Below are 25,773 nucleotides of genomic sequence, written 5' to 3'. Positions count from 1 at the left end.
TTTCTCCGACCCTTCGCCCTTAGACTTCAACAGCGCGTTCGATGACTTCAACCAGTGCCCAGGACTTGGTCTTGGCCAGCGGACGGGTTTCACGGATGGAAACCTTGTCGCCGATCTTGCACTGATTGGTCTCGTCGTGCGCGTGCAGCTTAGTCGAACGCTTAACGTATTTACCGTAGATCGGGTGCTTGACGCGACGCTCGATCAGAACGGTGATGGTCTTGTCCATTTTGTCGCTGACGACACGGCCAGTCAGCGTACGGACGGTTTTTTCAGCTTCAGCCATGATCACTTACCTGCCTGCTGGTTGAGCACAGTTTTCACGCGAGCGATGTCACGCTTAACTTGCGAGAGCAGGTGCGACTGCCCCAACTGGCCAGTTGCCTTCTGCATACGCAGATTGAACTGGTCGCGCAGCAAGCCGAGCAGTTGCTCATTCAGCTGCTGTGCCGATTTTTCACGAAGTTCATTCGCTTTCATCACATCACCGTCCGCTTAACAAAGGAGGTGGCGAGTGGCAGCTTTGCAGCAGCCAGGGCGAAGGCCTCGCGCGCCAGCTCTTCAGAAACACCCTCGATCTCGTACAGGACTTTGCCTGGCTGAATCTGGGCAACCCAGTATTCCACGGAACCCTTACCTTTACCCATACGAACCTCGAGAGGCTTCTTGGTAACCGGCTTGTCCGGGAAGACGCGGATCCAGATCTTGCCGCCACGCTTTACGTGACGGGTCAGGGCACGACGTGCCGACTCGATCTGACGGGCGGTGAGACGACCGCGAGCAACAGCCTTCAGGGCGAATTCGCCGAAGCTGACCTTGCTACCGCGCAGTGCCAGACCACGGTTGTGGCCGGTCATCTGCTTACGGAATTTTGTACGCTTTGGTTGCAACATTTGGCGTACCCCTTACTTAGCAGCTTTTTTACGAGGCGCTGGTGCTTGAGGCTTCAGCTCTTCCTGGCGACCACCAATAACTTCGCCTTTGAAGATCCAAACCTTCACACCGATCACACCGTAAGTGGTGTGAGCTTCGTAGGTGTTGTAGTCGATATCGGCACGCAGGGTGTGCAGAGGCACACGACCTTCGCGATACCACTCAGTACGAGCGATCTCAGCACCGCCGAGACGACCGCTAACCTGGATCTTGATGCCCTTGGCACCAATACGCATGGCGTTCTGAACGGCGCGCTTCATGGCGCGACGGAACATTACGCGGCGCTCCAGCTGCTGAGCTACGCTCTGGGCAACCAGCATTGCGTCGAGTTCCGGCTTGCGGATCTCTTCGATGTTGATGTGCACAGGCACACCCATCTGCTTGGTCAGGTCCTGACGCAGCTTCTCAACGTCCTCACCCTTCTTGCCGATAACGATACCGGGACGAGCGGTGTGGATGGTGATGCGTGCAGTTTGAGCCGGACGATGAATATCGATACGGCTTACGGACGCGCTTTTTAGTTTGTCCTGGAGGTACTCACGCGTTTTCAGATCCTTCAACAGGTAATCTGCGTAAGTAGCGCCGTCTGCATACCAGACGGAGGTGTGCTCCTTGACGATTCCCAGGCGAATGCCAGTGGGATGTACTTTCTGACCCATCTGATCGACTCCGTTACTTGTCCGCAACCTTGACAGTGATATGGCAAGACCGCTTGACGATGCGATCAGCGCGGCCTTTGGCACGCGGCATGATGCGCTTCAGCGAACGCCCTTCGTTGACGAAGACGGTGGAGACTTTCAGGTCATCAACGTCTGCGCCTTCGTTGTGTTCGGCGTTGGCAACGGCCGACTCGAGGACTTTCTTCATGATTTCAGCGGCTTTTTTGCTGCTGAAGGCCAACAGGTTGAGCGCTTCGCCCACCTTCTTCCCGCGGATCTGGTCGGCGACCAAGCGGGCTTTCTGGGCGGAGATTCGAGCGCCCGACAACTTAGCGGCTACTTCCATTTCCTTACCCCTTAACGCTTGGCTTTCTTGTCAGCCACGTGCCCGCGATAGGTGCGGGTACCGGCGAACTCGCCCAGTTTGTGGCCGACCATGTCTTCGTTCACGAGAACTGGGACATGCTGACGACCGTTGTGTACCGCGATGGTCAGACCGACCATTTGTGGCAGGATCATCGAACGGCGCGACCAGGTTTTAACTGGCTTGCGATCGTTCTTCTCCACCGCCACTTCGATCTTCTTCAGAAGGTGAAGATCGATAAAAGGACCTTTTTTCAGAGAACGTGGCACTGTCGTATCCCTCTAGTTACTTGCGACGACGGACGATCATATTGTCGGTACGCTTATTACCACGGGTCTTCGCACCCTTGGTCGGGAAGCCCCATGGCGATACCGGATGACGACCACCGGAGGTACGACCTTCACCACCACCATGTGGGTGGTCAACCGGGTTCATGGCAACACCACGAACGGTTGGGCGAACGCCGCGCCAGCGTTTTGCACCAGCTTTACCCAGCGAACGCAGGCTGTGCTCGGAGTTCGAGACTTCGCCCAGGGTCGCACGGCACTCAGCCAGTACTTTACGCATTTCACCAGAGCGCAGACGCAGGGTCACGTAAGCGCCTTCGCGAGCGATCAGCTGAGCCGAAGCACCAGCGGAACGAGCGATCTGAGCACCTTTGCCCGGCTTCAGTTCGATGCCGTGAATGGTGCTACCTACTGGGATGTTGCGCAGTTGCAGGGAGTTACCGGCCTTGATTGGGGCCAGAGCGCCTGCGATCAGCTGGTCGCCAGCAACAACGCCTTTAGGGGCGATGATGTAGCGACGCTCGCCGTCTGCGTAGCACAGCAGGGCGATGTGAGCAGTACGGTTCGGGTCGTATTCGATACGCTCGACGGTGGCCGGGATGCCATCTTTGTCGTTGCGACGGAAGTCAACCAGACGGTAATGCTGCTTATGACCACCACCAACGTGACGAGTGGTGATGCGGCCATTGTTGTTACGACCACCAGACTTCGATTTCTTCTCGATCAGCGGTGCGTGAGGAGCGCCTTTGTGCAGCTCCTTGTTGACCACCTTGACCACGAAACGGCGGCCAGGGGAAGTCGGTTTGCATTTAACGATTGCCATGATGCACCCCTTCCTTACTCAGCACTGCTGCTGAAATCGAGATCTTGGCCTGGCTGAAGGGAGACGATCGCCTTCTTCCAGTCATTACGCTTGCCCAGACCACGTGCGGTACGCTTGGTTTTACCCAGAACGTTAACAGTCGACACGTTTTCAACTTTTACGTTGAACAGGCCTTCGACAGCTTTCTTGATTTCCAGCTTGGTTGCGTCAGTAGCAACCTTGAATACGAACTGGCCTTTTTTCTCAGCCAGAACGGTAGCCTTCTCGGAAACGTGCGGGCCAAGGAGGACTTTAAATACGCGTTCCTGGTTCATCCCAGCAGCTCCTCGAATTTCTTCACGGCCGAGACAGTGATCAACACTTTCTCGTATGCGATCAGACTGACCGGATCGGAACCTTGAACGTCACGTACGTCGACGTGCGGCAGGTTACGAGCAGCCAGGTACAGGTTCTGATCAACAGCGTCGGAAACGATCAGTACGTCGTTCAGACCCATGCCGTTCAGCTTGTTCAGCAGGTCTTTGGTCTTCGGAGCTTCAACAGCGAAGTCCTGAACTACGACCAGACGCTCGCTACGTACCAGCTCGGAGAGGATGGAGCGCAGGGCTGCGCGATACATCTTCTTGTTGAGCTTCTGCGAGTGGTCCTGCGGACGAGCTGCGAAGGTGACGCCACCGCCGCGCCAGATCGGGCCGCGAGTGGTACCGGCACGAGCGCGGCCGGTGCCTTTCTGACGCCACGGGCGCTTGCCGCCACCAGCTACGTCGGAACGGGTCTTCTGCTGCTTGGTGCCCTGACGGCCGCCGGCCATGTAGGCCACGACTGCTTGGTGTACCAGCGTCTCGTTGAATTCGCCACCGAAAGTCAGTTCGGAAACTTCGATCGCCTGAGCGTCATTTACATTAAGTTGCATGTCAGTTTCCCCTTAACCGCGAGCCTTGACAGCTGGACGCACAACCACGTCGCCGCCAGTAGCGCCTGGAACGGCACCCTTGACCAGCAGCAGGTTGCGTTCTGCGTCTACGCGTACTACTTCCAGGGACTGAACAGTCACGCGCTCGGCGCCCATGTGACCGGACATCTTCTTGCCCTTGAATACACGACCAGGAGTCTGGCACTGGCCGATGGAGCCAGGGACACGGTGCGATACGGAGTTACCGTGGGTGTTGTCTTGACCACGGAAGTTCCAGCGCTTGATGGTACCGGCGAAGCCTTTACCTTTGGACTGACCGGTTACGTCTACCAGCTGGCCTGCAGTGAAGAGTTCAGCTTTGATCAGATCGCCAGCCTGGAAATCGCCTTCTTCAAGACGGAACTCCCAGACACCGCGACCAGCGGCAACGTTAGCCTTGGCGAAGTGACCTGCCTGAGCGGCAGTCACGCGCGAAGCACGACGCTCACCTACAGTGACTTGCACTGCACGGTAGCCATCGGTTTCTTCAGTTTTGAACTGGGTGACGCGATTCGGCTCGATCTCGATGACCGTGACCGGAATGGAGACACCTTCTTCGGTGAAAATGCGGGTCATACCGCACTTGCGACCGACTACACCAATAGTCATGTTGTAAACCTCATGAGTGTACGGGGCTTTCACCCGCTATGGCCGCCCATTTCAGAGCGTTACACGACTCAGACCGAAGTCTTAGCCGAGGCTGATCTGTACTTCCACGCCTGCCGCAAGGTCAAGCTTCATCAGCGCGTCAACGGTTTTATCCGTTGGCTGGACGATGTCCAGAACACGCTTATGAGTGCGGATCTCGTACTGGTCACGCGCGTCTTTGTTGACGTGCGGGGAAACCAGAACGGTGAAACGCTCTTTGCGGGTTGGCAGTGGAATTGGACCACGCACTTGTGCACCAGTACGTTTCGCGGTTTCCACGATTTCCTGGGTGGATTGGTCGATCAGGCGATGGTCAAAAGCCTTCAACCTGATACGGATTTGCTGATTTTGCATTGGATTTCAGACTCCAGGCTGTTCCCATCGGGCGCACTACGCCCGTTAAAAGGAGGCGTGATTCTATAGACGCCCCTATTTAGTGTCAACCCAATAAAAAAAGCCCCCGCTGAGCGGGGGCTTTTTTCAATCGACCGAGTGATTACTCGATGATTTTGGCTACGACGCCGGCGCCGACGGTACGACCGCCTTCACGGATAGCGAAGCGCAGACCGTCTTCCATTGCGATGGTCTTGATCAGGGTGACAGTCATCTGAATGTTGTCACCTGGCATTACCATTTCAACGCCTTCCGGCAGTTCGCAGTTACCGGTCACGTCAGTGGTACGGAAGTAGAACTGAGGACGGTAGCCTTTGAAGAACGGAGTGTGACGACCGCCTTCTTCCTTGGACAGAACGTAGACTTCTGCGGTGAACTTGGTGTGCGGCTTGACCGAACCCGGCTTGACCAGAACCTGGCCACGCTCAACTTCGTCACGCTTGGTGCCGCGCAGCAGGACGCCGCAGTTCTCGCCAGCACGACCTTCGTCCAGCAGCTTGCGGAACATCTCAACGCCGGTGCAGGTGGTGGTGGTGGTTGGACGCAGACCAACGATTTCCAGGGCGTCCTGAACGCGGACGATACCACGCTCGATACGACCGGTAACAACGGTACCACGACCCGAGATCGAGAAGACGTCTTCGATCGGCATCAGGAACGGCTGGTCAACGGCACGAACTGGCTCAGGAATGTAGGCATCCAGAGTTTCAACCAGCTTCTTGACAGCGCTGGTACCCATTTCGTTGTCGTCTTTGCCTTCCAGAGCCATACGAGCCGAACCGATGATGATCGGAGTGTCGTCGCCTGGGAAGTCGTAGGTGGACAGCAGGTCGCGAACTTCCATCTCGACCAGTTCCAGCAGCTCAGCGTCGTCTACCAGGTCAGCCTTGTTCAGGAAGACCACGATGTAAGGAACGCCAACCTGACGGGACAGCAGGATGTGCTCACGGGTTTGTGGCATCGGACCATCGGCGGCCGAGCAAACCAGGATCGCGCCGTCCATCTGGGCAGCACCGGTGATCATGTTCTTCACGTAGTCAGCGTGACCTGGGCAGTCAACGTGAGCGTAGTGACGAATGTTCGAGTTGTACTCGACGTGAGCGGTGTTGATGGTGATACCGCGCGCTTTTTCTTCTGGAGCCGAGTCGATCTTGTCGAACTCAACGACGGCCGAACCGAAAACTTCGGAGCAGACGCGAGTCAGAGCTGCGGTCAGAGTGGTCTTACCGTGGTCAACGTGGCCGATGGTGCCGACGTTAACGTGGGGAAGGGAACGATCAAATTTTTCTTTAGCCACGACAGTGAACCTCTTGCCTAAAGGGCTGGATTAGCCTTGTTTTTTAACGAGTGCTTCGACGATGTTCGACGGAGCTTCGGAGTACTTGGAGAATTCCATGGAGTAGCTTGCGCGACCCTGAGACATGGAACGGACGTCGGTCGCATAACCGAACATTTCTCCCAGCGGGACTTCTGCACGGATAACCTTGCCGGAGACCGAGTCATCCATACCCTGGATCAGACCACGACGACGGTTCAGGTCACCCATCACGTCACCCATGTAATCCTCAGGGGTTACTACCTCAACCTTCATGATCGGTTCAAGCACAACACCGCCGCCCTTCTGAGCCAGCTGCTTGGTCGCCATGGAGGCCGCGATCTTGAACGCCATCTCGTTGGAGTCGACGTCGTGGTAAGAACCGTCGAACACGGTAGCCTTAAGGCCGATCAGAGGATAGCCGGCAACGACGCCGTTCTTCATCTGCTCTTCGATACCCTTCTGGATCGCAGGGATGTATTCCTTCGGAACAACACCGCCAACGACTTCGTTGGTGAAGACCAGGCCTTCGGTGATGTTGCCGTTGGCATCCTGATCCGGCTCGGAGAAGCGGATCCAGCAGTGACCGAACTGACCACGACCACCGGACTGACGAACGAACTTGCCCTCGATCTCGACACCGGACTTGGTGATCTTCTCGCGGTAAGAAACCTGCGGCTTGCCGATGTTGGCTTCAACGTTGAATTCACGCTTCATGCGGTCAACGATGATGTCCAGGTGCAGCTCACCCATACCGGAGATGATGGTCTGGCCAGTCTCTTCGTCGGTCTTGACGCGGAACGACGGGTCTTCCTGGGCCAGCTTGCCCAGAGCGATACCCATCTTCTCCTGATCCTGCTTGGTCTTCGGCTCAACGGAGAGCGAGATTACAGGCTCAGGGAAGTCCATGCGCTCAAGGATGATTGGCTTGTCGGCGTCGCACAGGGTCTCACCAGTGGTAACGTCCTTCATGCCGATCAGGGCCGCGATGTCGCCAGCGCGAACTTCCTTGATCTCTTCACGCTGGTTGGCGTGCATCTGCACCATACGACCAACGCGCTCTTTCTTGCCTTTGACCGAGTTGATGACCGAGTCACCAGAGCTCAGAACGCCCGAGTAGACGCGAACGAAGGTCAGGGTACCAACGAACGGGTCGGTAGCGATCTTGAACGCCAGAGCCGAGAACGGCTCGTTGTCGTCGGCATGACGCTCGTCCTGCTGCTCTTCGGTGATTTCTTCCTTCGGCGTATCAGCCAGATCAGGGTGGATACCCTTGATCGCAGGAATCTCGGTCGGAGCAGGCAGGAAATCGATCACGGCGTCGAGAACCAGGGGAACACCCTTGTTCTTGAACGAGGAGCCGCAGACAGCAGGAACGATTTCGCTCGCCAGAGTACGGGCACGCAGACCGGCCTTGATCTCTTCGACAGACAGGTCACCTTCTTCAAGGTACTTGTTCATCAGCTCTTCGTTGGCTTCGGCAGCGGACTCGACCATGTTGGCGCGCCACTCTTCAGCCAGCTCCAGCATATCGGCAGGAATTTCTTCCTCGCGATAGGTGGTGCCCTTGTCGTCATCGTTCCAGTAGATGGCTTTCATCTTGATCAGGTCGACCTGACCCTGGAAGTTGTCTTCCGAACCGATAGCCAGCTGGATTGGTACCGGGGTGTGACCCAGACGGTTCTTGATCTGGCCGACAACGCGCAGGAAGTTGGCACCAGCACGGTCCATCTTGTTCACGTATACAACACGTGGAACGCCGTACTTGTTGGCCTGACGCCATACGGTTTCGGACTGCGGCTCAACACCAGAGGTACCGCAGAATACGACGACCGCGCCGTCGAGTACGCGCAGCGAACGCTCAACTTCAATGGTGAAGTCAACGTGGCCGGGGGTATCGATGACGTTTACGCGGTAGTTGTCGTACTGACCACGGGAGCCTTTCCAGAAGGTGGTAACGGCAGCGGAGGTAATGGTGATACCGCGCTCCTGCTCCTGCACCATCCAGTCGGTGGTCGCGGCGCCATCATGCACCTCGCCCATCTTGTGGCTCAGACCTGTGTAAAACAGGATCCGCTCGGTAGTGGTAGTCTTGCCCGCGTCAACGTGCGCGCAGATACCGATGTTACGGTAGCGGTTAATTGCTGTAGTACGAGCCATAAAGCCCTCGCAAAAAGATTGATGCTTGAATTAGAAGCGGTAGTGCGAGAACGCCTTGTTGGCCTCGGCCATACGGTGCACGTCTTCACGCTTCTTGACTGCAGCACCCTTGCCTTCAGCAGCATCCAGCAGTTCACCGGCCAGGCGCAGAGCCATGGACTTCTCGCCACGCTTGCGGGCGTAGTCTACGAGCCAGCGCATTGCCAGAGCGTTACGACGGGACGGACGAACTTCAACCGGGACCTGGTAAGTGGCACCGCCTACACGGCGGGACTTTACTTCGACCAGCGGAGCGATGGCGTCGAGAGCTTTCTCGAAGATTTCCAGGGGGTCGCTGTTCTTGCGTGCTTTGACGGTATCCAGGGCACCATAAACGATGCGCTCGGCTACGGCCTTCTTGCCGCTTTCCATCACGTGGTTCATGAACTTGGCGAGAATCTGGGATCCGTACTTCGGATCGTCCAGGATCTCACGTTTTGCTGCTACACGACGTCTTGGCATGATAAGCCCTCAAACGGTCTTCAGGTTAGCCCGGGACGTGGGTCTTCGACCCCTGCCCGACCTTACTCTTATCGACTCAAAAAATGGATGTCTGCAAACGGCCGATTACTTCGGACGCTTGGTACCGTACTTCGAACGACCCTGGTTACGGCCTTTAACGCCCGAAGTATCCAGAGAGCCGCGAACGGTGTGGTAACGAACACCTGGCAAGTCTTTTACACGGCCGCCACGGATCAGAACGACGCTGTGCTCTTGCAGGTTGTGGCCTTCACCACCGATGTACGAGGAAACCTCGAAACCGTTGGTCAGACGCACACGGCATACTTTACGCAGTGCCGAGTTAGGTTTTTTCGGCGTGGTGGTGTACACACGGGTGCACACGCCACGACGCTGCGGGCAGTTCTGCAGCGCAGGTACGTCGGATTTCTCGACGGTACGCTTACGCGGCTGACGTACCAGCTGGTTGATAGTTGCCATCTACTAGCTCCACTGATTGTCTTGCGACGCTATTGTCTTGCAAGAAAGCCAAAAATTGGCGAGACGGAGCCTCACCAAATTTAAGGGTACAAAAGTCTAAAGAGGATCTTGCACCCAGTCAAGACGAGGCCCCGGCCCTCCTCGCCCGGTCATCGGCAACAATTCATGTCGCCAATGACGTGGAGGATGAACCGGGGCCCAGCCCTGTTCTTAGTTACCGCTGGAGTTCAGCGCTTCGGTCAGTGCGGCTTCCACCTCACTGGCACTTACACGCAGCGGCTTGTCGGCATCACGGCGGCGCTTGCGCTCGCTGTGGTAGGCCAGACCGGTACCTGCCGGGATCAGACGACCCACGACCACGTTCTCTTTCAGACCGCGCAGGTAGTCACGCTTGCCAGTGACGGCCGCTTCGGTCAGAACGCGCGTGGTTTCCTGGAAGGAAGCCGCGGAAATGAACGACTCGGTCGACAGCGAGGCCTTGGTGATACCCAGCAGTACACGCGAGAACTTCGAGACGAACTTATCTTCGGCGGCGAGACGCTCGTTCTCGACCAGCACCTGAGTCAGTTCCATCTGGTCGCCCTTGATGAAGCTGGAGTCGCCGGATTCGGTGATCTCAACTTTACGCAGCATCTGACGCAGGATGGTCTCGATGTGCTTGTCGTTGATCTTCACGCCCTGCAGGCGGTAAACATCCTGAATCTCGTTGACGATGTACTTGGCCAGCGCGCTTACACCCAGCAGACGCAGGATGTCGTGCGGATCGCTCGGACCGTCGGAGATAACTTCGCCGCGGTTTACCTGTTCGCCTTCGAAGACGTTCAGGTGGCGCCACTTCGGAATCAGCTCTTCGTACGGCTCGCTGCCATCGGTCGGCGTGATGACCAGGCGACGCTTGCCCTTGGTTTCCTTACCGAACGCGATGGTGCCGCTGACTTCAGCCAAGATCGAGGCTTCTTTCGGACGGCGCGCTTCGAACAGGTCGGCAACGCGCGGCAGACCACCGGTGATGTCACGGGTCTTGGACGTTTCTTGCGGAATACGCGCGATAACGTCACCTACACCGATCTGTGCACCGTCAGCCACACCTACGAGGGCGTTGGCCGGCAGGAAGTACTGGGCAGGTACGTCGGTACCCGGCAGATACAGGTCCTTGCCAGCAGCGTCGACCATCTTGATCGCTGGACGGATTTCCTTGCCTGCGGCAGGGCGATCCTTGACGTCCATCACTTCGATGTTGGTCAGACCGGTCAGTTCGTCGGTCTGACGCTTGATGGTGATGCCTTCCTCCATGCCCACGAAGGTCACGGTACCCTTGAGTTCGGTCACGATCGGGTGGGTGTGCGGGTCCCACTTGGCGACGATGGCGCCAGCTTCGACCTTTTCACCTTCCTTGACCGAAATCACCGCACCGTAAGGCAGCTTGTAGCGCTCACGCTCACGACCGAATTCGTCGGCAATGGCCAGCTCGCCGGAACGCGAAACGGCAACGAGGTTGCCATCGGCACGCTCGACCTGCTTGAGGTTATGCAGACGAACCATACCGCCGTTCTTCACCTGGACGCTGTCGGCAGCCGAGGTCCGGCTTGCAGCACCACCGATGTGGAACGTACGCATGGTCAGCTGGGTACCCGGCTCACCGATCGACTGCGCAGCGATAACGCCGACAGCTTCACCGATGTTCACCTGGTGACCACGAGCCAGGTCACGACCGTAGCACTTGGCGCAAATACCGTAGCGGGTTTCGCAGCTGATCGGGGAACGCACGACCACTTCGTCGATGCTGTTCAGCTCGATGAACTCGACCCACTTCTCGTCGACCAGGGTACCGGCAGGAACGATGACGTCCTCGGTGCCAGGCTTGAACACGTCACGGGCGATGACACGACCCAGTACACGCTCACCCAGCGGCTCTACAACGTCACCGCCTTCGATGTGCGGGGTCATCAGCAGACCCTGATCAGTGCCGCAGTCGATCTCGGTCACGACCAGATCCTGCGCCACGTCAACCAGACGACGGGTCAGGTAACCGGAGTTCGCAGTCTTCAGTGCGGTATCCGCCAGACCCTTACGAGCACCGTGGGTCGAGATGAAGTACTGCAGTACGCTCAGACCTTCACGGAAGTTCGCAGTGATCGGCGTCTCGATGATGGAGCCGTCCGGCTTGGCCATCAGACCACGCATACCGGCCAGCTGACGGATCTGGGCAGCGGAACCCCGCGCACCGGAGTCAGCCATCATGTACATCGAGTTGAAGGACTCTTGCTCGACTTCGTTGCCATCACGATCGATGACCTTCTCTTTCGAGAGGTTGGCCATCATCGCCTTGGACACTTCGTCGTTCGCCTTGGACCACAAGTCGATGACCTTGTTGTACTTCTCGCCCTGGGTTACCAGGCCGGAGGCGTACTGGCTCTCGATTTCCTTCACTTCATCGGTAGCAGTACCGATGATGCGCGCCTTCTCATCCGGGATAACAAAGTCGTTAACGCCGATCGAAACGCCGGAAATGGTCGAGTAGGCAAAGCCGGTGTACATCAGCTGGTCGGCAAAGATGACGGTTTCCTTCAGACCCACCACGCGATAGCACTGGTTGATCAGCTTGGAGATCGCCTTCTTCTTCATCGACTGGTTCACGACGTCGAACGGCAGGCCGGCTGGGACTACCTGGAACAGCAGCGCACGGCCGACGGTAGTGTCGACGATACGGGTGTTCTTGACGATGCTGCCGTCACGCTCTTTCACGGTCTCATTGATACGGACCTTGATCTTGGCGTGCAGCGCAGCTTCGCCGGCGCGGAATACGCGGTCGACTTCCTGCAGGTCGGCAAACACACGACCTTCGCCCTTGGCGTTGATGGCTTCACGGGTCATGTAGTACAGACCCAGAACCACGTCCTGGGACGGCACGATGATCGGCTCACCGTTGGCAGGCGACAGGATGTTGTTGGTCGACATCATCAGCGCGCGCGCTTCCAGCTGGGCTTCCAGCGTCAGCGGCACGTGAACGGCCATCTGGTCACCGTCGAAGTCGGCGTTGTACGCAGCACACACCAGCGGGTGCAGCTGAATAGCCTTACCTTCGATCAGCACCGGCTCGAACGCCTGGATCCCCAGACGGTGAAGGGTCGGTGCACGGTTGAGCAGAACGGGGTGTTCGCGGATCACCTCGGCGAGGACGTCCCAAACCTCCGGCAGCTCGCGCTCGACCATCTTCTTGGCAGCCTTGATGGTGGTCGCCAGACCACGCATTTCCAGCTTGCCGAAAATGAACGGCTTGAACAGCTCCAGGGCCATCTTCTTCGGCAGACCGCACTGGTGCAGGCGCAGGGTCGGGCCTACGGTAATTACGGAACGACCGGAGTAGTCCACGCGCTTACCGAGCAGGTTCTGACGGAAGCGACCTTGCTTACCTTTGATCATGTCAGCCAGGGACTTCAGCGGACGCTTGTTCGAGCCAGTGATGGCGCGACCGCGGCGGCCGTTGTCCAGCAGGGCGTCGACCGCTTCCTGCAGCATGCGCTTTTCGTTGCGCACGATGATGTCCGGCGCCGACAGATCGAGCAGGCGCTTCAGACGGTTGTTACGGTTGATCACCCGGCGGTACAGGTCGTTCAAGTCGGAAGTCGCGAAGCGACCGCCATCCAGCGGAACCAGCGGACGCAGGTCCGGCGGCAGAACCGGCAGAACGGTCAGGACCATCCACTCAGGCAGGTTGCCCGAGCCCTGGAAAGCCTCCATCAGCTTCAGGCGCTTGGACAGCTTCTTGATCTTGGTTTCCGAGTTGGTCTGCGGAATCTCTTCGCGCAGGCGACCGATCTCGTGCTCCAGGTCGATAGCGTGCAGCAGCTCGCGAACGGCCTCGGCACCCATGCGGGCGTCGAAGTCGTCACCGAACTCTTCCAGCGCTTCGAAGTACTGTTCGTCGTTGAGCAGCTGACCCTTCTCGAGGGTGGTCATGCCCGGATCGATAACGACGTAGCTCTCGAAGTAGAGCACGCGCTCGATGTCACGCAGGGTCATGTCCATCAGCAGGCCGATACGGGACGGCAGCGACTTCAGGAACCAGATGTGGGCAACCGGCGAGGCCAGCTCGATGTGCGCCATGCGCTCACGACGAACCTTGGCCAGAGCAACTTCAACGCCGCACTTCTCGCAGATGACGCCGCGGTGCTTAAGGCGCTTGTACTTGCCACACAGGCACTCGTAGTCCTTGACTGGGCCAAAAATCTTGGCGCAGAACAGACCGTCACGCTCAGGCTTGAACGTACGGTAGTTGATGGTTTCCGGCTTCTTAACTTCACCGAACGACCACGAACGGATCATTTCAGGCGACGCCAGACCGATGCGGATGGCGTCGAACTCTTCGACTTGACCCTGGTTTTTCAGCAAATTCAGTAGGTCTTTCAAGGCCTTTCCTCCTGGCGGAGCAGGAAGCGGGCAGTACCTGCCCCGCTCCCCTTCGCGTCACGTGTTATTCGGTTTCCAGATCGATATCGATACCGAGCGAACGGATCTCTTTGATCAACACGTTGAAGGACTCGGGCATGCCCGGCTCCATACGGTGATCGCCATCCACGATGTTCTTGTACATCTTGGTACGGCCGTTCACGTCGTCCGACTTCACTGTGAGCATTTCTTGCAGGGTGTATGCCGCGCCGTATGCTTCCAGCGCCCACACTTCCATCTCCCCGAAACGCTGACCACCGAACTGCGCCTTACCACCCAGCGGCTGCTGGGTAACCAGGCTGTACGAACCAGTGGAACGCGCGTGCATCTTGTCGTCCACCAAGTGGTTCAGCTTGAGCATGTACATGTAACCGACAGTCACAGGACGCTCGAACTTGTTGCCGGTACGGCCATCGAACAGGACCATCTGGCCGCTCTCAGGCATGTCGGCCAGCTTCAGCATGGCCTTGATCTCACGCTCCTTGGCACCGTCGAAGACCGGGGTAGCCATCGGCACGCCTTTCTTCAGGTTGTTGGCCAGCGCGATGATCTCTTCGTCCGAGAACTCATCCAGGTTTTCCTGACGACCACCGATCTCGTTGTAGACCTCGGTCAGGAAGCTGCGCAGCTCAGCGGCTTTGCGCTGCTCTTCGATCATGCGATCGATCTTCTCGCCCAAGCCCTTGGCCGCAAGGCCCAGGTGGGTTTCAAGGATCTGACCGACGTTCATACGCGAAGGTACGCCCAGCGGGTTCAGAACGACGTCGACCGGAGTACCGTTGGCGTCGTGCGGCATGTCTTCGACCGGCATGATCACGGAGACCACACCTTTGTTACCGTGACGGCCTGCCATCTTGTCGCCCGGTTGGATGCGACGACGGATAGCCAGGTAGACCTTGACGATCTTCAGCACGCCCGGTGCCAGGTCATCGCCCTGCTGCAGCTTGCGCTTCTTGTCTTCGAACTTGTCGTCCAGCAGACGACGGCGATCGACGATGTACTGCTGAGCCTTTTCCAACTGCTCGTTCAGAGCATCTTCGGCCATGCGCAGCTTGAACCACTGACCGTGCTCCAGACCGTTCAGTACGTCGTCAGTGATCACGGTGCCTTTCTTCAGGCCCGCGCCACCGTCGACCACTTGGCCGTTCAGAGCCGCACGCAGACGCTCGAAAGTCGCGCCTTCGACGATACGGAACTCTTCGTTGAGGTCCTTGCGGATCTCGTCCAGCTGCATCTTCTCGATGGCCAGGGCGCGGCTGTCGCGCTCAACGCCATCACGGGTGAAGACCTGGACGTCGATGACAGTACCCTTGGTGCCGGTCGGCACGCGCAGGGAGGTGTCTTTTACGTCACTGGCCTTCTCACCGAAGATCGCACGCAGCAGTTTTTCCTCTGGAGTCAGCTGAGTCTCGCCTTTCGGAGTGACCTTACCGACCAGAATGTCGCCAGCGCCGACTTCGGCACCCACGTAGACGATACCGGCTTCGTCCAGCTTGTTCAGCGCAGCCTCACCCACGTTCGGGATGTCCGCGGTGATTTCCTCTGGGCCAAGCTTGGTGTCACGCGCCACACAGGTCAGTTCCTGGATGTGGATAGTGGTGAAGCGGTCTTCCTGAACCACACGCTCGGACAGGCAGATGGAGTCTTCGAAGTTGAAGCCGTTCCACGCCATGAACGCGATGCGCATGTTCTGACCCAGCGCCAACTCACCCATGTCGGTGGATGGGCCGTCGGCCATGATGTCACCACGCGCGACCACATCACCTTTGCTCACCAGCGGACGCTGGTTGATGCAGGTGTTCTGGTTCGAACGGGTGTACTTGGTCAGGTTGTAGATATCCACACCTGCTTCGCCGGTTTCGACTTCGTCATCGGCTACACGCACGACGATACGGCTGGCATCGACCGAGTCGATCACACCACCACGACGAGCAACGACGCAGACGCCGGAGTCACGAGCGACGTTGCGCTCCATGCCGGTACCTACCAGCGGCTTGTCGGCACGCAGAGTCGGAACAGCCTGACGCTGCATGTTCGAACCCATCAATGCACGGTTGGCGTCGTCGTGCTCGAGGAACGGGATCAGCGAGGCAGCGACAGAAACAACCTGCTTCGGCGAAACGTCCATCAGGGTGACGTCTTCCGGCGCCTTGACGGTGAATTCGTTCAGGTGACGTACGGCAACCAGCTCATCGATCAGTTGTTTCTGGTCGTTCATCGCAGCGGAAGCCTGGGCGATCACGTGATCGGCCTCTTCGATGGCGGACAGGAACACGATGTCGTCGGTGACCACACCTTCTTTCACCACGCGGTACGGGCTTTCCAGGAAGCCGTACTGGTTGGTGCGGGCGTATGCAGCCAGGGAGTTGATCAGACCGATGTTCGGACCTTCTGGGGTCTCGATCGGGCACACACGGCCGTAGTGGGTCGGGTGTACGTCACGGACTTCGAAGCCTGCACGCTCACGGGTCAGACCACCCGGGCCGAGCGCAGAGACACGGCGCTTGTGGGTGATCTCGGAGAGTGGGTTGTTCTGGTCCATGAACTGCGAGAGCTGGCTGGAACCGAAGAACTCCTTCACCGCCGCCGCGACTGGCTTGGCGTTGATCAGGTCCTGCGGCATCAAGCCTTCGCTTTCGGCCATCGACAGACGTTCCTTGACCGCGCGCTCGACGCGCACCAGGCCGACACGGAACTGGTTCTCGGCCATCTCGCCGACGCAGCGGACACGACGGTTACCCAGGTGGTCGATGTCGTCGACGATGCCTTTGCCGTTACGAATATCGACCAAGGTCTTCAGGACATCGACGATATCTTCCTTGCTCAGCACGCCCGAACCTTCGATCTCGGTGCGACCGATACGACGGTTGAACTTCATGCGGCCAACAGCGGACAGATCGTAACGCTCGGCGCTGAAGAACAGGTTGTTGAACAGGGTCTCGGCGGCATCCTTGGTTGGCGGCTCGCCTGGACGCATCATGCGGTAGATTTCCACCAGAGCTTCCAGCTGGTTGCTGGTGGTGTCGATCTTCAGGGTATCCGAGATGAACGGACCGCAGTCGATGTCGTTGGTGTACAGGGTCTCGATGCGTACAACCTGAGCCTTGGCGACCTTGATCAGCAGCTCGGTGGTCAGCTCGGTGTTGCATTCGGCCAGGATCTCGCCGGTGGCCGGATGCACGATGGCCTTGGCAGTGGTGCGACCCAGGACGTATTCCATTGGAACGTCCAGCTGCTTGACGCCGGCTTTTTCGAGCTGGTTGATGTGGCGCGCGGTGATACGACGGCCTTGCTCAACGATGATCTTTCCGCTGCCGTCATGGATATCCATGACCGCGACTTCACCACGCAGACGCTGAGGCACCAGTTCCAGGCTGAGTTTTTCGCCGGAAACGTGGAACACGTTGGTGGTATAGAAGGTGTTGAGGATTTCTTCGGTGCTGTAACCCAACGCGCGCAGCAGTACCGAGGCCGGCAGCTTGCGACGGCGGTCGATACGAACGAACACGCAGTCCTTCGGATCGAACTCGAAGTCCAGCCAGGAGCCGCGGTAAGGAATGATACGGGCGGAGTAAAGCAGTTTGCCGGAGCTGTGGGTCTTGCCACGGTCGTGGTCGAAGAACACACCTGGCGAACGGTGCAGCTGGGAAACGATTACACGCTCGGTACCGTTGATAACGAAGGTACCGTTCTCAGTCATCAGGGGGATTTCACCCATGTAGACTTCTTGCTCTTTGATGTCCTTGATCGCTTTGTTCGACGATTCCTTGTCGAAGATGATCAGGCGCACCTTCACACGCAGCGGAACAGCGAATGTCACACCGCGCAGGACACATTCCTTCACATCGAAGGCCGGCTCGCCCAGGCGATAGCCGACGTACTCCAGGGCAGCATTGCCGGAGTAGCTGATGATCGGGAATACCGATTTGAAGGCCGCGTGCAGGCCGACGTCGCGGAACTGATCCTTGGATGCTCCCGCCTGCAGGAATTCGCGATACGAATCCAGCTGGATGGCCAGGAGGTAAGGCACATCCATGACGTCCGGCAACTTGCTAAAGTCCTTGCGGATACGTTTTTTCTCAGTGTATGAGTAAGCCATCAGCGTTCCCCAGCTTGGTCACCTGCTTGTTTGGCTCCTCCCGAGCGGAAGCAGCCAGAAAATCTGCAAACCCCATGGTTTGCACACCCTCTTGGGTGTTTTACAGCTCGTTATCGGGGCCGACTTGATCGGCCACCAATAACGGAAAAAGGCCGGTGGCATAAGCCACCAGCCGTCAGCCTTTCGCTCAACGCTTGGGCTGGAGTCGCAAAGTCGAAATTACTTCAGCTCGACTTTAGCGCCTGCTTCTTCCAGCTTCTTCTTCGCGTCTTCAGCGGCTTCTTTCGAAACGCCTTCAGCGATGACAGCAGGAGCGCCGTCTACTTTCTCTTTGGCTTCTTTCAGGCCCAGACCGGTCAGTTCACGAACTGCCTTGATCACGTTGACCTTCTTGTCGCCAGCTTCGGCCAGAACGACGTTGAACTCGGTCTGCTCTTCAGCAGCGGCAGCAGCGCCACCAGCAGGGGCAGCAGCAACGGCGGCAGCAGCGGTAACGCCGAAGGTTTCTTCCATCGCCTTGATCAGTTCAACAATTTCCAGAACAGTTTTCTGGCCGATCGCTTCGATGATTTGCTCGTTAGTCAGAGACATGACTATGAATTCCTGTATTGGGGTGACAGCCTACGCGGCCATCAAATTAAACGTTTGATTTCGAAAAAAGCTACGCGGCCTTAGGCAGCAGCGGCTTCTTTCTGGTCGCGCAGAGCAGCCAGGGTACGAGCCAGCTTGCTGGTTGCACCTTGGATTACGCTCATCAGCTGTGCGATAGCCTCGTCGCGAGTTGGCAGGGTTGCCAGCACGTCGATCTGGTTAGCGGCAAGGAACTTGCCGTCGAACGCAGCTGCCTTGATCTCGAACTTGTCCTGACCCTTGGCGAACTCCTTGAACAGACGAGCAGCAGCGCCCGGATGTTCGTTGGAGAAAGCGATCAGGGTCGGGCCTTTGAACGCGTCGTTGAGGATCGAGTACTCGGTGCCTTCAACAGCGCGCTTGAGCAGGGTGTTACGTACGACACGTACGTAAACGCCAGCTTCGCGGGCCTCTTTACGGAGTCCGGTCATTGCGCCTACAGTCACACCACGGGCATCAGCCACGACAGCGGACAGAGCGACTTTGGCAGCCTCGTTGACTTCAGCGACGATGGCCTTCTTGTCTTCGAGTTTAATTGCCACGGGTTTACTCCTGGTTTCTACCGTTTCATCCAGCCGAGGCCAGATGTCGTTTTGGTGTCTGATTCGGTAACGAATCGGGAGCACCATCTGCGTAGGCTTGTGGTTTAAGGCTTGCGCCGCCTACGGTCTTGGATAGCCCCCGCCAGGCAGGGACCCCAATTTTAAGCAGCCGGTGCGGACAGGGCCGCACCGGCCGAGCATTACACGTTCAGCGAGCTCTGATCGATGATCAGACCTGGGCCCATGGTGGTGCTCAGGGTAACGCGCTTGACGTAGATACCTTTCGAGGAAGCCGGCTTGATACGCTTCAGATCGGCGATCAGGGCTTCAACGTTTTCCTTCAGCTTGCCAGCTTCGAAGCCGACCTTGCCAACGGAGGTATGAATGATACCGTTCTTGTCGGTACGGTAGCGAACCTGACCAGCCTTGGCGTTCTTGACGGCACCGGCGACGTCTGGAGTTACAGTACCCACTTTCGGGTTTGGCATCAGGCCGCGAGGACCCAGGACCTGACCCAGCTGACCCACAACGCGCATGGCATCAGGCGATGCGATGACGACGTCATAGTTCAGATCGCCGCCTTTCATTTCGGCAGCCAGATCGTCCATACCTACGCGGTCAGCGCCGGCAGCCAGAGCAGCTTCAGCAGCTGGACCCTGGGTGAAGACGGCAACGCGAACGGTCTTGCCAGTGCCATGCGGCAGCACGGTAGCGCTGCGAACGACCTGGTCGGATTTACGCGGATCAACACCGAGGTTGACGGCGATGTCGTAAGACTCGACGAACTTGGCCGCCGGCAGCGAAGCCAGCAGAGTTGCGGCCTCTTCGAAGTTGTAGGCCTTGCCTGCTTCGATTTTCTCAGCGATAGCCTTTTGGCGCTTAGTCAGCTTAGCCATTACACACCCTCCACGTTCAGGCCCATGCTGCGGGCAGAGCCGGCGATGGTGCGCACAGCTGCATCCAGGTCAGCGGCAGTCAGATCAGCCTGCTTGGTCTTGGCGATCTCTTCCAGCTGAGCACGGGTAACGGTACCAACCTTGACGGTGTTCGGGCGAGCCGAACCACTGGCCAGGCCAGCAGCTTTCTTCAGCAGAACCGAGGCAGGGGTGCTCTTGGTTTCGAAGGTGAAGCTACGGTCGCTGTAGACAGTGATGATCACTGGAGTCGGCAGACCTGGCTCTTGACCCTGAGTACGGGCGTTGAAGGCCTTGCAGAATTCCATGATGTTAACACCGTGTTGACCCAGTGCTGGACCAACGGGTGGGCTTGGGTTGGCCTGGCCGGCCTTAACTTGCAGCTTGATGTAAGCCTGAATCTTCTTAGCCATGAGCTACTCCAAAATCGGGTACGAACGCCAGATGGCTCCCCGTATGACTTGCGTTTTATCCCAGTGACGACAAAACCCCGCAGCACATAGGGCTGCGGGGTATGGGATGCGTCGTTCGCCTAGACCTTCTCGACCTGGCTGAACTCGAGCTCCACCGGAGTAGAGCGACCGAAAATGAGCACTGCAACCTGCAGCCTGCTCTTCTCGTAGTTAACCTCTTCGACACTGCCATTGAAGTCAGCAAACGGACCATCAATGACTCGAACCACTTCACCCGGCTCGAACAGAGTCTTGGGCTTAGGCTTATCACTACCATCGGCAACGCGACGCAGGATAGCTTCAGCTTCTTTATCTGTGATCGGCGCAGGCTTGTCTGCGGTACCACCAATGAAACCCATGACACGAGGAGTATCCTTGACGAGGTGCCAAGTACCTTCGTTCATTTCCATCTGGACCAGCACATAGCCAGGGAAGAATTTGCGCTCGCTCTTGCGCTTCTGGCCATTGCGCATTTCTACGACTTCTTCGGTCGGGACCAAGATCTCGCCGAATTCGTCTTCCATGCCAGCCAGCTTGACGCGCTCAATCAGAGAGCGCATCACATGCTTCTCGTAACCCGAGTAAGCATGCACGACGTACCAACGCTTAGCCACGGGACACCCTTAGCCAACAATCAAGGAGACCGCCCAGCCGAGCAGGGAATCGAGCCCCCACAGCAGCAACGCCATAACCAACACAACAACCACGACAATGAGCGTGGTCTGAGTGGTTTCCTGGCGGGTCGGCCACACGACTTTACGAATCTCGGTACGTGCTTCCTTCGCCAGCGCAAAGAACGCCTTACCCTTCGCAGTCTGCAAGGCAGCAAAGCCTGCAACAGCAGCCAGGGCAAGAAGTGCAAGGACGCGATACAGGATTGGAGCCGCGGAGTAATATTGATTACCCACAACACCAACGACTACCAATACAACAACAGCCAGCCACTTGAACAGATCAAAACGCGATTCTTGGGCTTCAGTTTTGGGAGTCATCGAGGAGGATCCTGTGAGAAGAAAGCCATCACACCGAAGTGAATGGCAGGTCAGGAGGGAATCGAACCCCCAACCTACGGTTTTGGAGACCGTCGCTCTGCCAATTGAGCTACTGACCTTTAACGCTGTATCAGGCCGGCCATTATGCCGACCTGATCATGAGAAATCAACTACTTATTCAATAATTTTTGCTACGACGCCGGCGCCGACGGTACGACCGCCTTCACGGATAGCGAAGCGCAGACCGTCTTCCATTGCGATGGTCTTGATCAGGGTGACAGTCATCTGAATGTTGTCACCTGGCATTACCATTTCAACGCCTTCCGGCAGTTCGCAGTTACCGGTCACGTCAGTGGTACGGAAGTAGAACTGAGGACGGTAGCCTTTGAAGAACGGAGTGTGACGACCGCCTTCTTCCTTGGACAGAACGTAGACTTCTGCGGTGAACTTGGTGTGCGGCTTGACCGAACCCGGCTTGACCAGAACCTGGCCACGCTCAACTTCGTCACGCTTGGTGCCGCGCAGCAGGACGCCGCAGTTCTCGCCAGCACGACCTTCGTCCAGCAGCTTGCGGAACATCTCAACGCCGGTGCAGGTGGTGGTGGTGGTTGGACGCAGACCAACGATTTCCAGGGCGTCCTGAACGCGGACGATACCACGCTCGATACGACCGGTAACAACGGTACCACGACCCGAGATCGAGAAGACGTCTTCGATCGGCATCAGGAACGGCTGGTCAACGGCACGAACTGGCTCAGGAATGTAGGCATCCAGAGTTTCAACCAGCTTCTTGACAGCGCTGGTACCCATTTCGTTGTCGTCTTTGCCTTCCAGAGCCATACGAGCCGAACCGATGATGATCGGAGTGTCGTCGCCTGGGAAGTCGTAGGTGGACAGCAGGTCGCGAACTTCCATCTCGACCAGTTCCAGCAGCTCAGCGTCGTCTACCAGGTCAGCCTTGTTCAGGAAGACCACGATGTAAGGAACGCCAACCTGACGGGACAGCAGGATGTGCTCACGGGTTTGTGGCATCGGACCATCGGCGGCCGAGCAAACCAGGATCGCGCCGTCCATCTGGGCAGCACCGGTGATCATGTTCTTCACGTAGTCAGCGTGACCTGGGCAGTCAACGTGAGCGTAGTGACGAATGTTCGAGTTGTACTCGACGTGAGCGGTGTTGATGGTGATACCGCGCGCTTTTTCTTCTGGAGCCGAGTCGATCTTGTCGAACTCAACGACGGCCGAACCGAAAACTTCGGAGCAGACGCGAGTCAGAGCTGCGGTCAGAGTGGTCTTACCGTGGTCAACGTGGCCGATGGTGCCGACGTTAACGTGGGGAAGGGAACGATCAAACTTTTCCTTAGCCATCGATACAGTCCTCCGCAGAAGAAATAGTCACTACAACTGATAAAACAAAGGCAGATATTTTCATATCTGCCTTGTTTATATGGAGCTCTTGAGCGGACTTGAACCGCTGACCTCACCCTTACCAAGGGTGTGCTCTACCAACTGAGCTACAAGAGCGTAACACCTTGCGCAAAAACAGCAAACTTGGAGCGGGTAGCGGGAATCGAACCCGCATCATCAGCTTGGAAGGCTGAGGTTCTACCACTAAACTATACCCGCGGAGCTTGCAGCTCTCGCTAAACTGGTGGAGGGGGAAGGATTCGAACCTTCGAAGTCGAAGACGTCAGATTTACAGTCTGATCCCTTTGGCCACTCGGGAACCCCTCCTGAGTGTGGGCGGCATTTTCAACTCTTGCCGTCCTGCTGTCAAGCTTTTTCTCATTAAAATCTTGAGGTTAGCTACTTTGACAACAGCTTCCGGTTCGACCACCTCAGTGGTGTTCCCTGCGAAGCGGGCGCCATTCTATCAAGCTATTCAGCAGTTGCAATACCCTCGCACAAAATAATTTTGTGTTTTAAGTCTTTGAAATCCTTGGAAAGACTTGAGAGTACCGCAGAGTCCAGCAAACGCTCGCTTTCTGCCGAAACTTTTAGCCAGCGCCCATCGGCACCCGGTAACTGACCAGGCACCTCCGCTGTCGAAATATCCAGGCTTACCAGGCGCTGACGCAACGCGTCCAACTGCTCTTGAGTCTGAACTCCACCGACGACCAGGCACTCATCGCGGCGCTTGGCCGGCGCAGAAGCACCTGTTTCACGCAATAGGCGAATTTCTTGCTGACTACCTTTGTACAAGGAAAGAGGAGCAACCTCCTTGGCCTTCAGAGGCGCCTCCTGTTGGTGCCAGACGTAATAGGCAACATTGAGCACCACCAACAGCAGAAACAACCAACGCATAGGCACCTCAACCAAGTGGACAGGCAATGGCCAGGCCGACAAAGACCAGATCGGGCACCACCCGAACCTGAGGAACGGCATCTCTCACCAGAGGCGCATCCCCGCCAGTAAGGAACGCCGTGAATGACTCACCCCATAACACCTGCGCCTGCTCGATCTGCGTGCGCGCAAAACCCTGCAACATCAACACACACCCGCGCTCGACAGCTTCCACGGTGGAGCGCCCCGGCACGAGACTGACCAAAGCTCGCTCAGCCGAAGCATCGTCGTAACGGATCCGACGGGTATGAGTGCGCAACTGGCTACGCATCAATGGCATCCCCGGACAAATGTAACCGCCCAGATGCTGACCGTCCGCAGCGACGAAGTCCGCCTTGGCTGCTGTACCCAGGTCAATCACCAAGCACGCCCCTTTTGCCAGATGGTATGCACCCAGTGCCGCCAACCAGCGATCCATGCCCAGGCGCTGATAGTCGTCGTATCCGTTACGCACACCGGCCATCTCCCGGGCAGGGTGAGCAACTCGCACCCGGACACCGAAATGTTTCGTCAACTGTAGGCAAAGCGCTTCGGTTTCTTCTTCGCTGCGCACACTCACCATCCGGCCGCCACTAAGGCGCACGGAAGGCAACGCCGACACTTCGGCCAGCAGAGCCTGATCAGAGTCGACTATGCCCCCACCCACAATGGTCGCATCGCCGACATGAATTACACGCCACTTGATGAAACTATTTCCGCAGTCGAGCTCAAGAATCATCACGCAACCTCAAACTGAGCTCTCCAGCACTAAAGCTCTTCTCCACACCGTCGACCTCGAGGCGCAAGGCGCCCTGCCCGTCAACCCCTAGCACCACACCATCGATCCGGTTACTTCCCGCAATCAGGGACGCCGTGCGCCCCTGCCACAGGCTTGCCTGCTCCCACTCCTCCTGGAACGCCGCAAACCCGTAACGACGATGACGGGCCAACTCATGCTGCAGTTGCTGGTTGAGTTGCGCGACTAGGTAGTTGCGGTCGATTGACGCGCCCACCTCACGCTTCATCGAAGTCCACTGCTGATCGACCCGGTCATTGCTCTGCATGTTCACATTGATACCGATACCCAGCACTACATGACACACATCTGCAGGGTCGCCCACCAACTCCAGCAGGATGCCCGCAATTTTCCGCTCCCCCACAAGCACATCATTCGGCCATTTCAAACCGACACTATTCAAACCGAACGCCTGCAAGGTGCGCATGACCGCCAAACCCACGACCAGGCTCAGCCCTTCAAGCTGACGCATGCCGCCCTCGACCCGCAGCACTAGGCTGTAATAGAGATTTTCAGCGAACGGACTCACCCATTGGCGCCCGCGTCGGCCACGGCCAGCAGTCTGTTGCTCCGCCAATACAAGAAAAGGCGCGGACTCGCCCCCAGAAATAAGACGCAGGGCTTCGGCATTGGTGGAATCGATTGTCTCGTGAATCCAAAGCGGCCAGTGTTCGCACCGGGCGTGCTCATGGATAACCTCAGACTCGAGCAAGGTCAGCGGTACGGCCAATTGATAGCCACGACCTCGCACCTTGTGAATGACAAGGTTCAATTCGCTTTCCAGGTGCTGCAGCTGCTTCCACACGGCGCTGCGACTCACCCCCATTGCTTCCCCCAGGGCCTGCCCGGAATGGAACCGGCCATCCTTGAGGAGATTCAACAACTTCAGCATGCCAGTCTCGACTAGGAATTAGGCTGGCATGATAGCCACGGCCCGGGGGCTTGCATAGGAAAAGGGCCCACAGAAAGGCAGTACTGAAGCAACACGGGGAGAAAAAGGTCGAACCAGAAAAGACAAAACCCCTACCTGCTCGCGCAGATAGGGGTTTTGCGAAATGAATCTTG

Annotated in this window: 27 protein-coding genes and 4 tRNA genes; all 31 read right to left on the bottom strand. The window is 57.5% G+C overall.

Annotation, left to right across the window (positions count from 1 at the left end):
• Positions 1–19: 19 nt before the first annotated feature.
• Positions 20–286 (bottom strand): 30S ribosomal protein S17, encoded by a 267-nt coding sequence (gene rpsQ, locus ABOA88_RS18855; RefSeq protein WP_043210310.1) that lies wholly within the window; start codon positions 284–286, stop codon positions 20–22.
• A gap of 2 nt (positions 287–288) precedes the next feature.
• Entirely contained in the window at positions 289–480 is a 192-nt protein-coding gene (rpmC, locus tag ABOA88_RS18850) for a 50S ribosomal protein L29 (protein ID WP_002555481.1), read from the bottom strand.
• Positions 480–893, bottom strand: coding sequence for a 50S ribosomal protein L16 (gene rplP, locus ABOA88_RS18845; RefSeq protein ID WP_009397508.1), 414 nt, complete (start codon positions 891–893; stop codon positions 480–482). The genes rpmC and rplP overlap by 1 nt, the downstream gene beginning before the upstream one ends.
• A gap of 12 nt (positions 894–905) precedes the next feature.
• Positions 906–1,592: a 30S ribosomal protein S3 gene (rpsC, locus tag ABOA88_RS18840; RefSeq protein WP_003255481.1), complete on the bottom strand. Its 687-nt coding sequence runs from the start codon at positions 1,590–1,592 to the stop codon at positions 906–908.
• A 13-nt stretch (positions 1,593–1,605) separates the two neighbouring features.
• Positions 1,606–1,938, bottom strand: coding sequence for a 50S ribosomal protein L22 (gene rplV, locus ABOA88_RS18835; RefSeq protein WP_003103908.1), 333 nt, complete (start codon positions 1,936–1,938; stop codon positions 1,606–1,608).
• A gap of 11 nt (positions 1,939–1,949) precedes the next feature.
• Positions 1,950–2,225 (bottom strand): 30S ribosomal protein S19, encoded by a 276-nt coding sequence (gene rpsS / locus ABOA88_RS18830; RefSeq protein ID WP_010486981.1) that lies wholly within the window; start codon positions 2,223–2,225, stop codon positions 1,950–1,952.
• 16 nt (positions 2,226–2,241) lie between these two features.
• Positions 2,242–3,066, bottom strand: coding sequence for a 50S ribosomal protein L2 (gene rplB, locus ABOA88_RS18825; RefSeq protein WP_043210313.1), 825 nt, complete (start codon positions 3,064–3,066; stop codon positions 2,242–2,244).
• 14 nt (positions 3,067–3,080) lie between these two features.
• Positions 3,081–3,380 (bottom strand): 50S ribosomal protein L23, encoded by a 300-nt coding sequence (rplW, locus tag ABOA88_RS18820; RefSeq protein ID WP_003255484.1) that lies wholly within the window; start codon positions 3,378–3,380, stop codon positions 3,081–3,083.
• Positions 3,377–3,979, bottom strand: a complete 603-nt coding sequence (gene rplD, locus ABOA88_RS18815; protein WP_043210315.1) for a 50S ribosomal protein L4 — start codon at positions 3,977–3,979, stop codon at positions 3,377–3,379. Before rplD ends, rplW begins: the two co-directional genes overlap by 4 nt.
• Positions 3,980–3,991: 12 nt before the next feature.
• Positions 3,992–4,627: a 50S ribosomal protein L3 gene (gene rplC / locus ABOA88_RS18810; protein ID WP_043210317.1), complete on the bottom strand. Its 636-nt coding sequence runs from the start codon at positions 4,625–4,627 to the stop codon at positions 3,992–3,994.
• Between the two features lie 81 nt (positions 4,628–4,708).
• Positions 4,709–5,020: a 30S ribosomal protein S10 gene (rpsJ, locus tag ABOA88_RS18805; RefSeq protein ID WP_003186070.1), complete on the bottom strand. Its 312-nt coding sequence runs from the start codon at positions 5,018–5,020 to the stop codon at positions 4,709–4,711.
• Between the two features lie 142 nt (positions 5,021–5,162).
• Positions 5,163–6,356 (bottom strand): elongation factor Tu, encoded by a 1,194-nt coding sequence (tuf, locus tag ABOA88_RS18800; RefSeq protein ID WP_099593972.1) that lies wholly within the window; start codon positions 6,354–6,356, stop codon positions 5,163–5,165.
• Between the two features lie 30 nt (positions 6,357–6,386).
• Positions 6,387–8,534, bottom strand: coding sequence for an elongation factor G (fusA, locus tag ABOA88_RS18795; RefSeq protein ID WP_196170826.1), 2,148 nt, complete (start codon positions 8,532–8,534; stop codon positions 6,387–6,389).
• A gap of 30 nt (positions 8,535–8,564) precedes the next feature.
• Positions 8,565–9,035: a 30S ribosomal protein S7 gene (gene rpsG, locus ABOA88_RS18790; protein ID WP_003246741.1), complete on the bottom strand. Its 471-nt coding sequence runs from the start codon at positions 9,033–9,035 to the stop codon at positions 8,565–8,567.
• A gap of 105 nt (positions 9,036–9,140) precedes the next feature.
• Positions 9,141–9,512, bottom strand: a complete 372-nt coding sequence (gene rpsL / locus ABOA88_RS18785; RefSeq protein WP_003257088.1) for a 30S ribosomal protein S12 — start codon at positions 9,510–9,512, stop codon at positions 9,141–9,143.
• 210 nt (positions 9,513–9,722) lie between these two features.
• On the bottom strand, positions 9,723–13,922 hold the full coding sequence (rpoC, locus tag ABOA88_RS18780) for a DNA-directed RNA polymerase subunit beta' (RefSeq protein ID WP_043215343.1): 4,200 nt from the start codon (positions 13,920–13,922) through the stop codon (positions 9,723–9,725).
• Positions 13,923–13,986: 64 nt separating this feature from the next.
• Positions 13,987–18,060, bottom strand: coding sequence for a DNA-directed RNA polymerase subunit beta (rpoB, locus tag ABOA88_RS18775; RefSeq protein WP_196170825.1), 4,074 nt, complete (start codon positions 18,058–18,060; stop codon positions 13,987–13,989).
• A 219-nt stretch (positions 18,061–18,279) separates the two neighbouring features.
• Positions 18,280–18,651: a 50S ribosomal protein L7/L12 gene (gene rplL, locus ABOA88_RS18770; RefSeq protein ID WP_043215349.1), complete on the bottom strand. Its 372-nt coding sequence runs from the start codon at positions 18,649–18,651 to the stop codon at positions 18,280–18,282.
• Between the two features lie 80 nt (positions 18,652–18,731).
• Positions 18,732–19,232: a 50S ribosomal protein L10 gene (rplJ, locus tag ABOA88_RS18765; protein WP_043215352.1), complete on the bottom strand. Its 501-nt coding sequence runs from the start codon at positions 19,230–19,232 to the stop codon at positions 18,732–18,734.
• 200 nt (positions 19,233–19,432) lie between these two features.
• Entirely contained in the window at positions 19,433–20,128 is a 696-nt protein-coding gene (gene rplA / locus ABOA88_RS18760) for a 50S ribosomal protein L1 (RefSeq protein ID WP_043215354.1), read from the bottom strand.
• On the bottom strand, positions 20,128–20,559 hold the full coding sequence (gene rplK / locus ABOA88_RS18755; protein ID WP_084859380.1) for a 50S ribosomal protein L11: 432 nt from the start codon (positions 20,557–20,559) through the stop codon (positions 20,128–20,130). The genes rplA and rplK overlap by 1 nt, the downstream gene beginning before the upstream one ends.
• A 119-nt stretch (positions 20,560–20,678) precedes the next feature.
• Positions 20,679–21,212: a transcription termination/antitermination protein NusG gene (nusG, locus tag ABOA88_RS18750; RefSeq protein ID WP_011531880.1), complete on the bottom strand. Its 534-nt coding sequence runs from the start codon at positions 21,210–21,212 to the stop codon at positions 20,679–20,681.
• A 9-nt stretch (positions 21,213–21,221) separates the two neighbouring features.
• Entirely contained in the window at positions 21,222–21,590 is a 369-nt protein-coding gene (gene secE / locus ABOA88_RS18745) for a preprotein translocase subunit SecE (protein WP_196170824.1), read from the bottom strand.
• 43 nt (positions 21,591–21,633) lie between these two features.
• Positions 21,634–21,709, bottom strand: a tRNA-Trp gene (locus tag ABOA88_RS18740).
• A 55-nt stretch (positions 21,710–21,764) separates the two neighbouring features.
• Positions 21,765–22,958, bottom strand: a complete 1,194-nt coding sequence (tuf, locus tag ABOA88_RS18735; protein WP_099593972.1) for an elongation factor Tu — start codon at positions 22,956–22,958, stop codon at positions 21,765–21,767.
• 80 nt (positions 22,959–23,038) lie between these two features.
• Positions 23,039–23,114: transfer RNA gene (locus tag ABOA88_RS18730), tRNA-Thr, on the bottom strand.
• A 28-nt stretch (positions 23,115–23,142) separates the two neighbouring features.
• A tRNA-Gly gene (locus ABOA88_RS18725) sits at positions 23,143–23,216 on the bottom strand.
• 23 nt (positions 23,217–23,239) lie between these two features.
• Positions 23,240–23,324 (bottom strand) — tRNA-Tyr (locus ABOA88_RS18720).
• Between the two features lie 144 nt (positions 23,325–23,468).
• Positions 23,469–23,894, bottom strand: a complete 426-nt coding sequence (locus tag ABOA88_RS18715) for a hypothetical protein (RefSeq protein WP_196170823.1) — start codon at positions 23,892–23,894, stop codon at positions 23,469–23,471.
• Between the two features lie 7 nt (positions 23,895–23,901).
• Complete coding sequence (locus ABOA88_RS18710; protein WP_196170822.1) at positions 23,902–24,651, bottom strand: pantothenate kinase; 750 nt, start codon at positions 24,649–24,651, stop codon at positions 23,902–23,904.
• Positions 24,641–25,600, bottom strand: coding sequence for a bifunctional biotin--[acetyl-CoA-carboxylase] ligase/biotin operon repressor BirA (gene birA, locus ABOA88_RS18705; RefSeq protein ID WP_196170821.1), 960 nt, complete (start codon positions 25,598–25,600; stop codon positions 24,641–24,643). The genes ABOA88_RS18710 and birA overlap by 11 nt, the downstream gene beginning before the upstream one ends.
• Positions 25,601–25,773 lie beyond the last annotated feature (173 nt).

This window comes from Pseudomonas sp. PKS, from assembly GCF_051913525.1.
GTDB lineage: Bacteria > Pseudomonadota > Gammaproteobacteria > Pseudomonadales > Pseudomonadaceae > Aquipseudomonas > Aquipseudomonas guariconensis_D.
The sequence above is the reverse complement of the archived record's forward strand: the minus strand, read 5'-3'. Positions and strand labels throughout refer to the sequence as shown.

Coding starts and splice junctions, on each gene's coding strand:
- rplC (WP_043210317.1), bottom strand. CDS start 4,627: ATGACTATTGGTGTAGTCGGTCGCAAGTGCGGTATGACCCGCATTTTC.
- rpmC (WP_002555481.1), bottom strand. CDS start 480: ATGAAAGCGAATGAACTTCGTGAAAAATCGGCACAGCAGCTGAATGAG.
- rplW (WP_003255484.1), bottom strand. CDS start 3,380: ATGAACCAGGAACGCGTATTTAAAGTCCTCCTTGGCCCGCACGTTTCC.
- ABOA88_RS18715 (WP_196170823.1), bottom strand. CDS start 23,894: ATGCGTTGGTTGTTTCTGCTGTTGGTGGTGCTCAATGTTGCCTATTAC.
- rplA (WP_043215354.1), bottom strand. CDS start 20,128: ATGGCTAAGCTGACTAAGCGCCAAAAGGCTATCGCTGAGAAAATCGAA.
- rpsJ (WP_003186070.1), bottom strand. CDS start 5,020: ATGCAAAATCAGCAAATCCGTATCAGGTTGAAGGCTTTTGACCATCGC.
- ABOA88_RS18710 (WP_196170822.1), bottom strand. CDS start 24,651: ATGATTCTTGAGCTCGACTGCGGAAATAGTTTCATCAAGTGGCGTGTA.
- rplK (WP_084859380.1), bottom strand. CDS start 20,559: ATGGCTAAGAAGATTCAGGCTTACATCAAGCTGCAAGTTAAGGCCGGC.
- rplV (WP_003103908.1), bottom strand. CDS start 1,938: ATGGAAGTAGCCGCTAAGTTGTCGGGCGCTCGAATCTCCGCCCAGAAA.
- secE (WP_196170824.1), bottom strand. CDS start 21,590: ATGACTCCCAAAACTGAAGCCCAAGAATCGCGTTTTGATCTGTTCAAG.
- rpsQ (WP_043210310.1), bottom strand. CDS start 286: ATGGCTGAAGCTGAAAAAACCGTCCGTACGCTGACTGGCCGTGTCGTC.
- tuf (WP_099593972.1), bottom strand. CDS start 22,958: ATGGCTAAGGAAAAGTTTGATCGTTCCCTTCCCCACGTTAACGTCGGC.
- birA (WP_196170821.1), bottom strand. CDS start 25,600: ATGCTGAAGTTGTTGAATCTCCTCAAGGATGGCCGGTTCCATTCCGGG.
- fusA (WP_196170826.1), bottom strand. CDS start 8,534: ATGGCTCGTACTACAGCAATTAACCGCTACCGTAACATCGGTATCTGC.
- rpoB (WP_196170825.1), bottom strand. CDS start 18,060: ATGGCTTACTCATACACTGAGAAAAAACGTATCCGCAAGGACTTTAGC.
- rpsL (WP_003257088.1), bottom strand. CDS start 9,512: ATGGCAACTATCAACCAGCTGGTACGTCAGCCGCGTAAGCGTACCGTC.
- rpsC (WP_003255481.1), bottom strand. CDS start 1,592: ATGGGTCAGAAAGTACATCCCACTGGCATTCGCCTGGGAATCGTCAAG.
- rplD (WP_043210315.1), bottom strand. CDS start 3,979: ATGCAACTTAATGTAAATGACGCTCAGGCGATCGAAGTTTCCGAACTG.
- rplL (WP_043215349.1), bottom strand. CDS start 18,651: ATGTCTCTGACTAACGAGCAAATCATCGAAGCGATCGGCCAGAAAACT.
- rplP (WP_009397508.1), bottom strand. CDS start 893: ATGTTGCAACCAAAGCGTACAAAATTCCGTAAGCAGATGACCGGCCAC.
- rpsG (WP_003246741.1), bottom strand. CDS start 9,035: ATGCCAAGACGTCGTGTAGCAGCAAAACGTGAGATCCTGGACGATCCG.
- rplB (WP_043210313.1), bottom strand. CDS start 3,066: ATGGCAATCGTTAAATGCAAACCGACTTCCCCTGGCCGCCGTTTCGTG.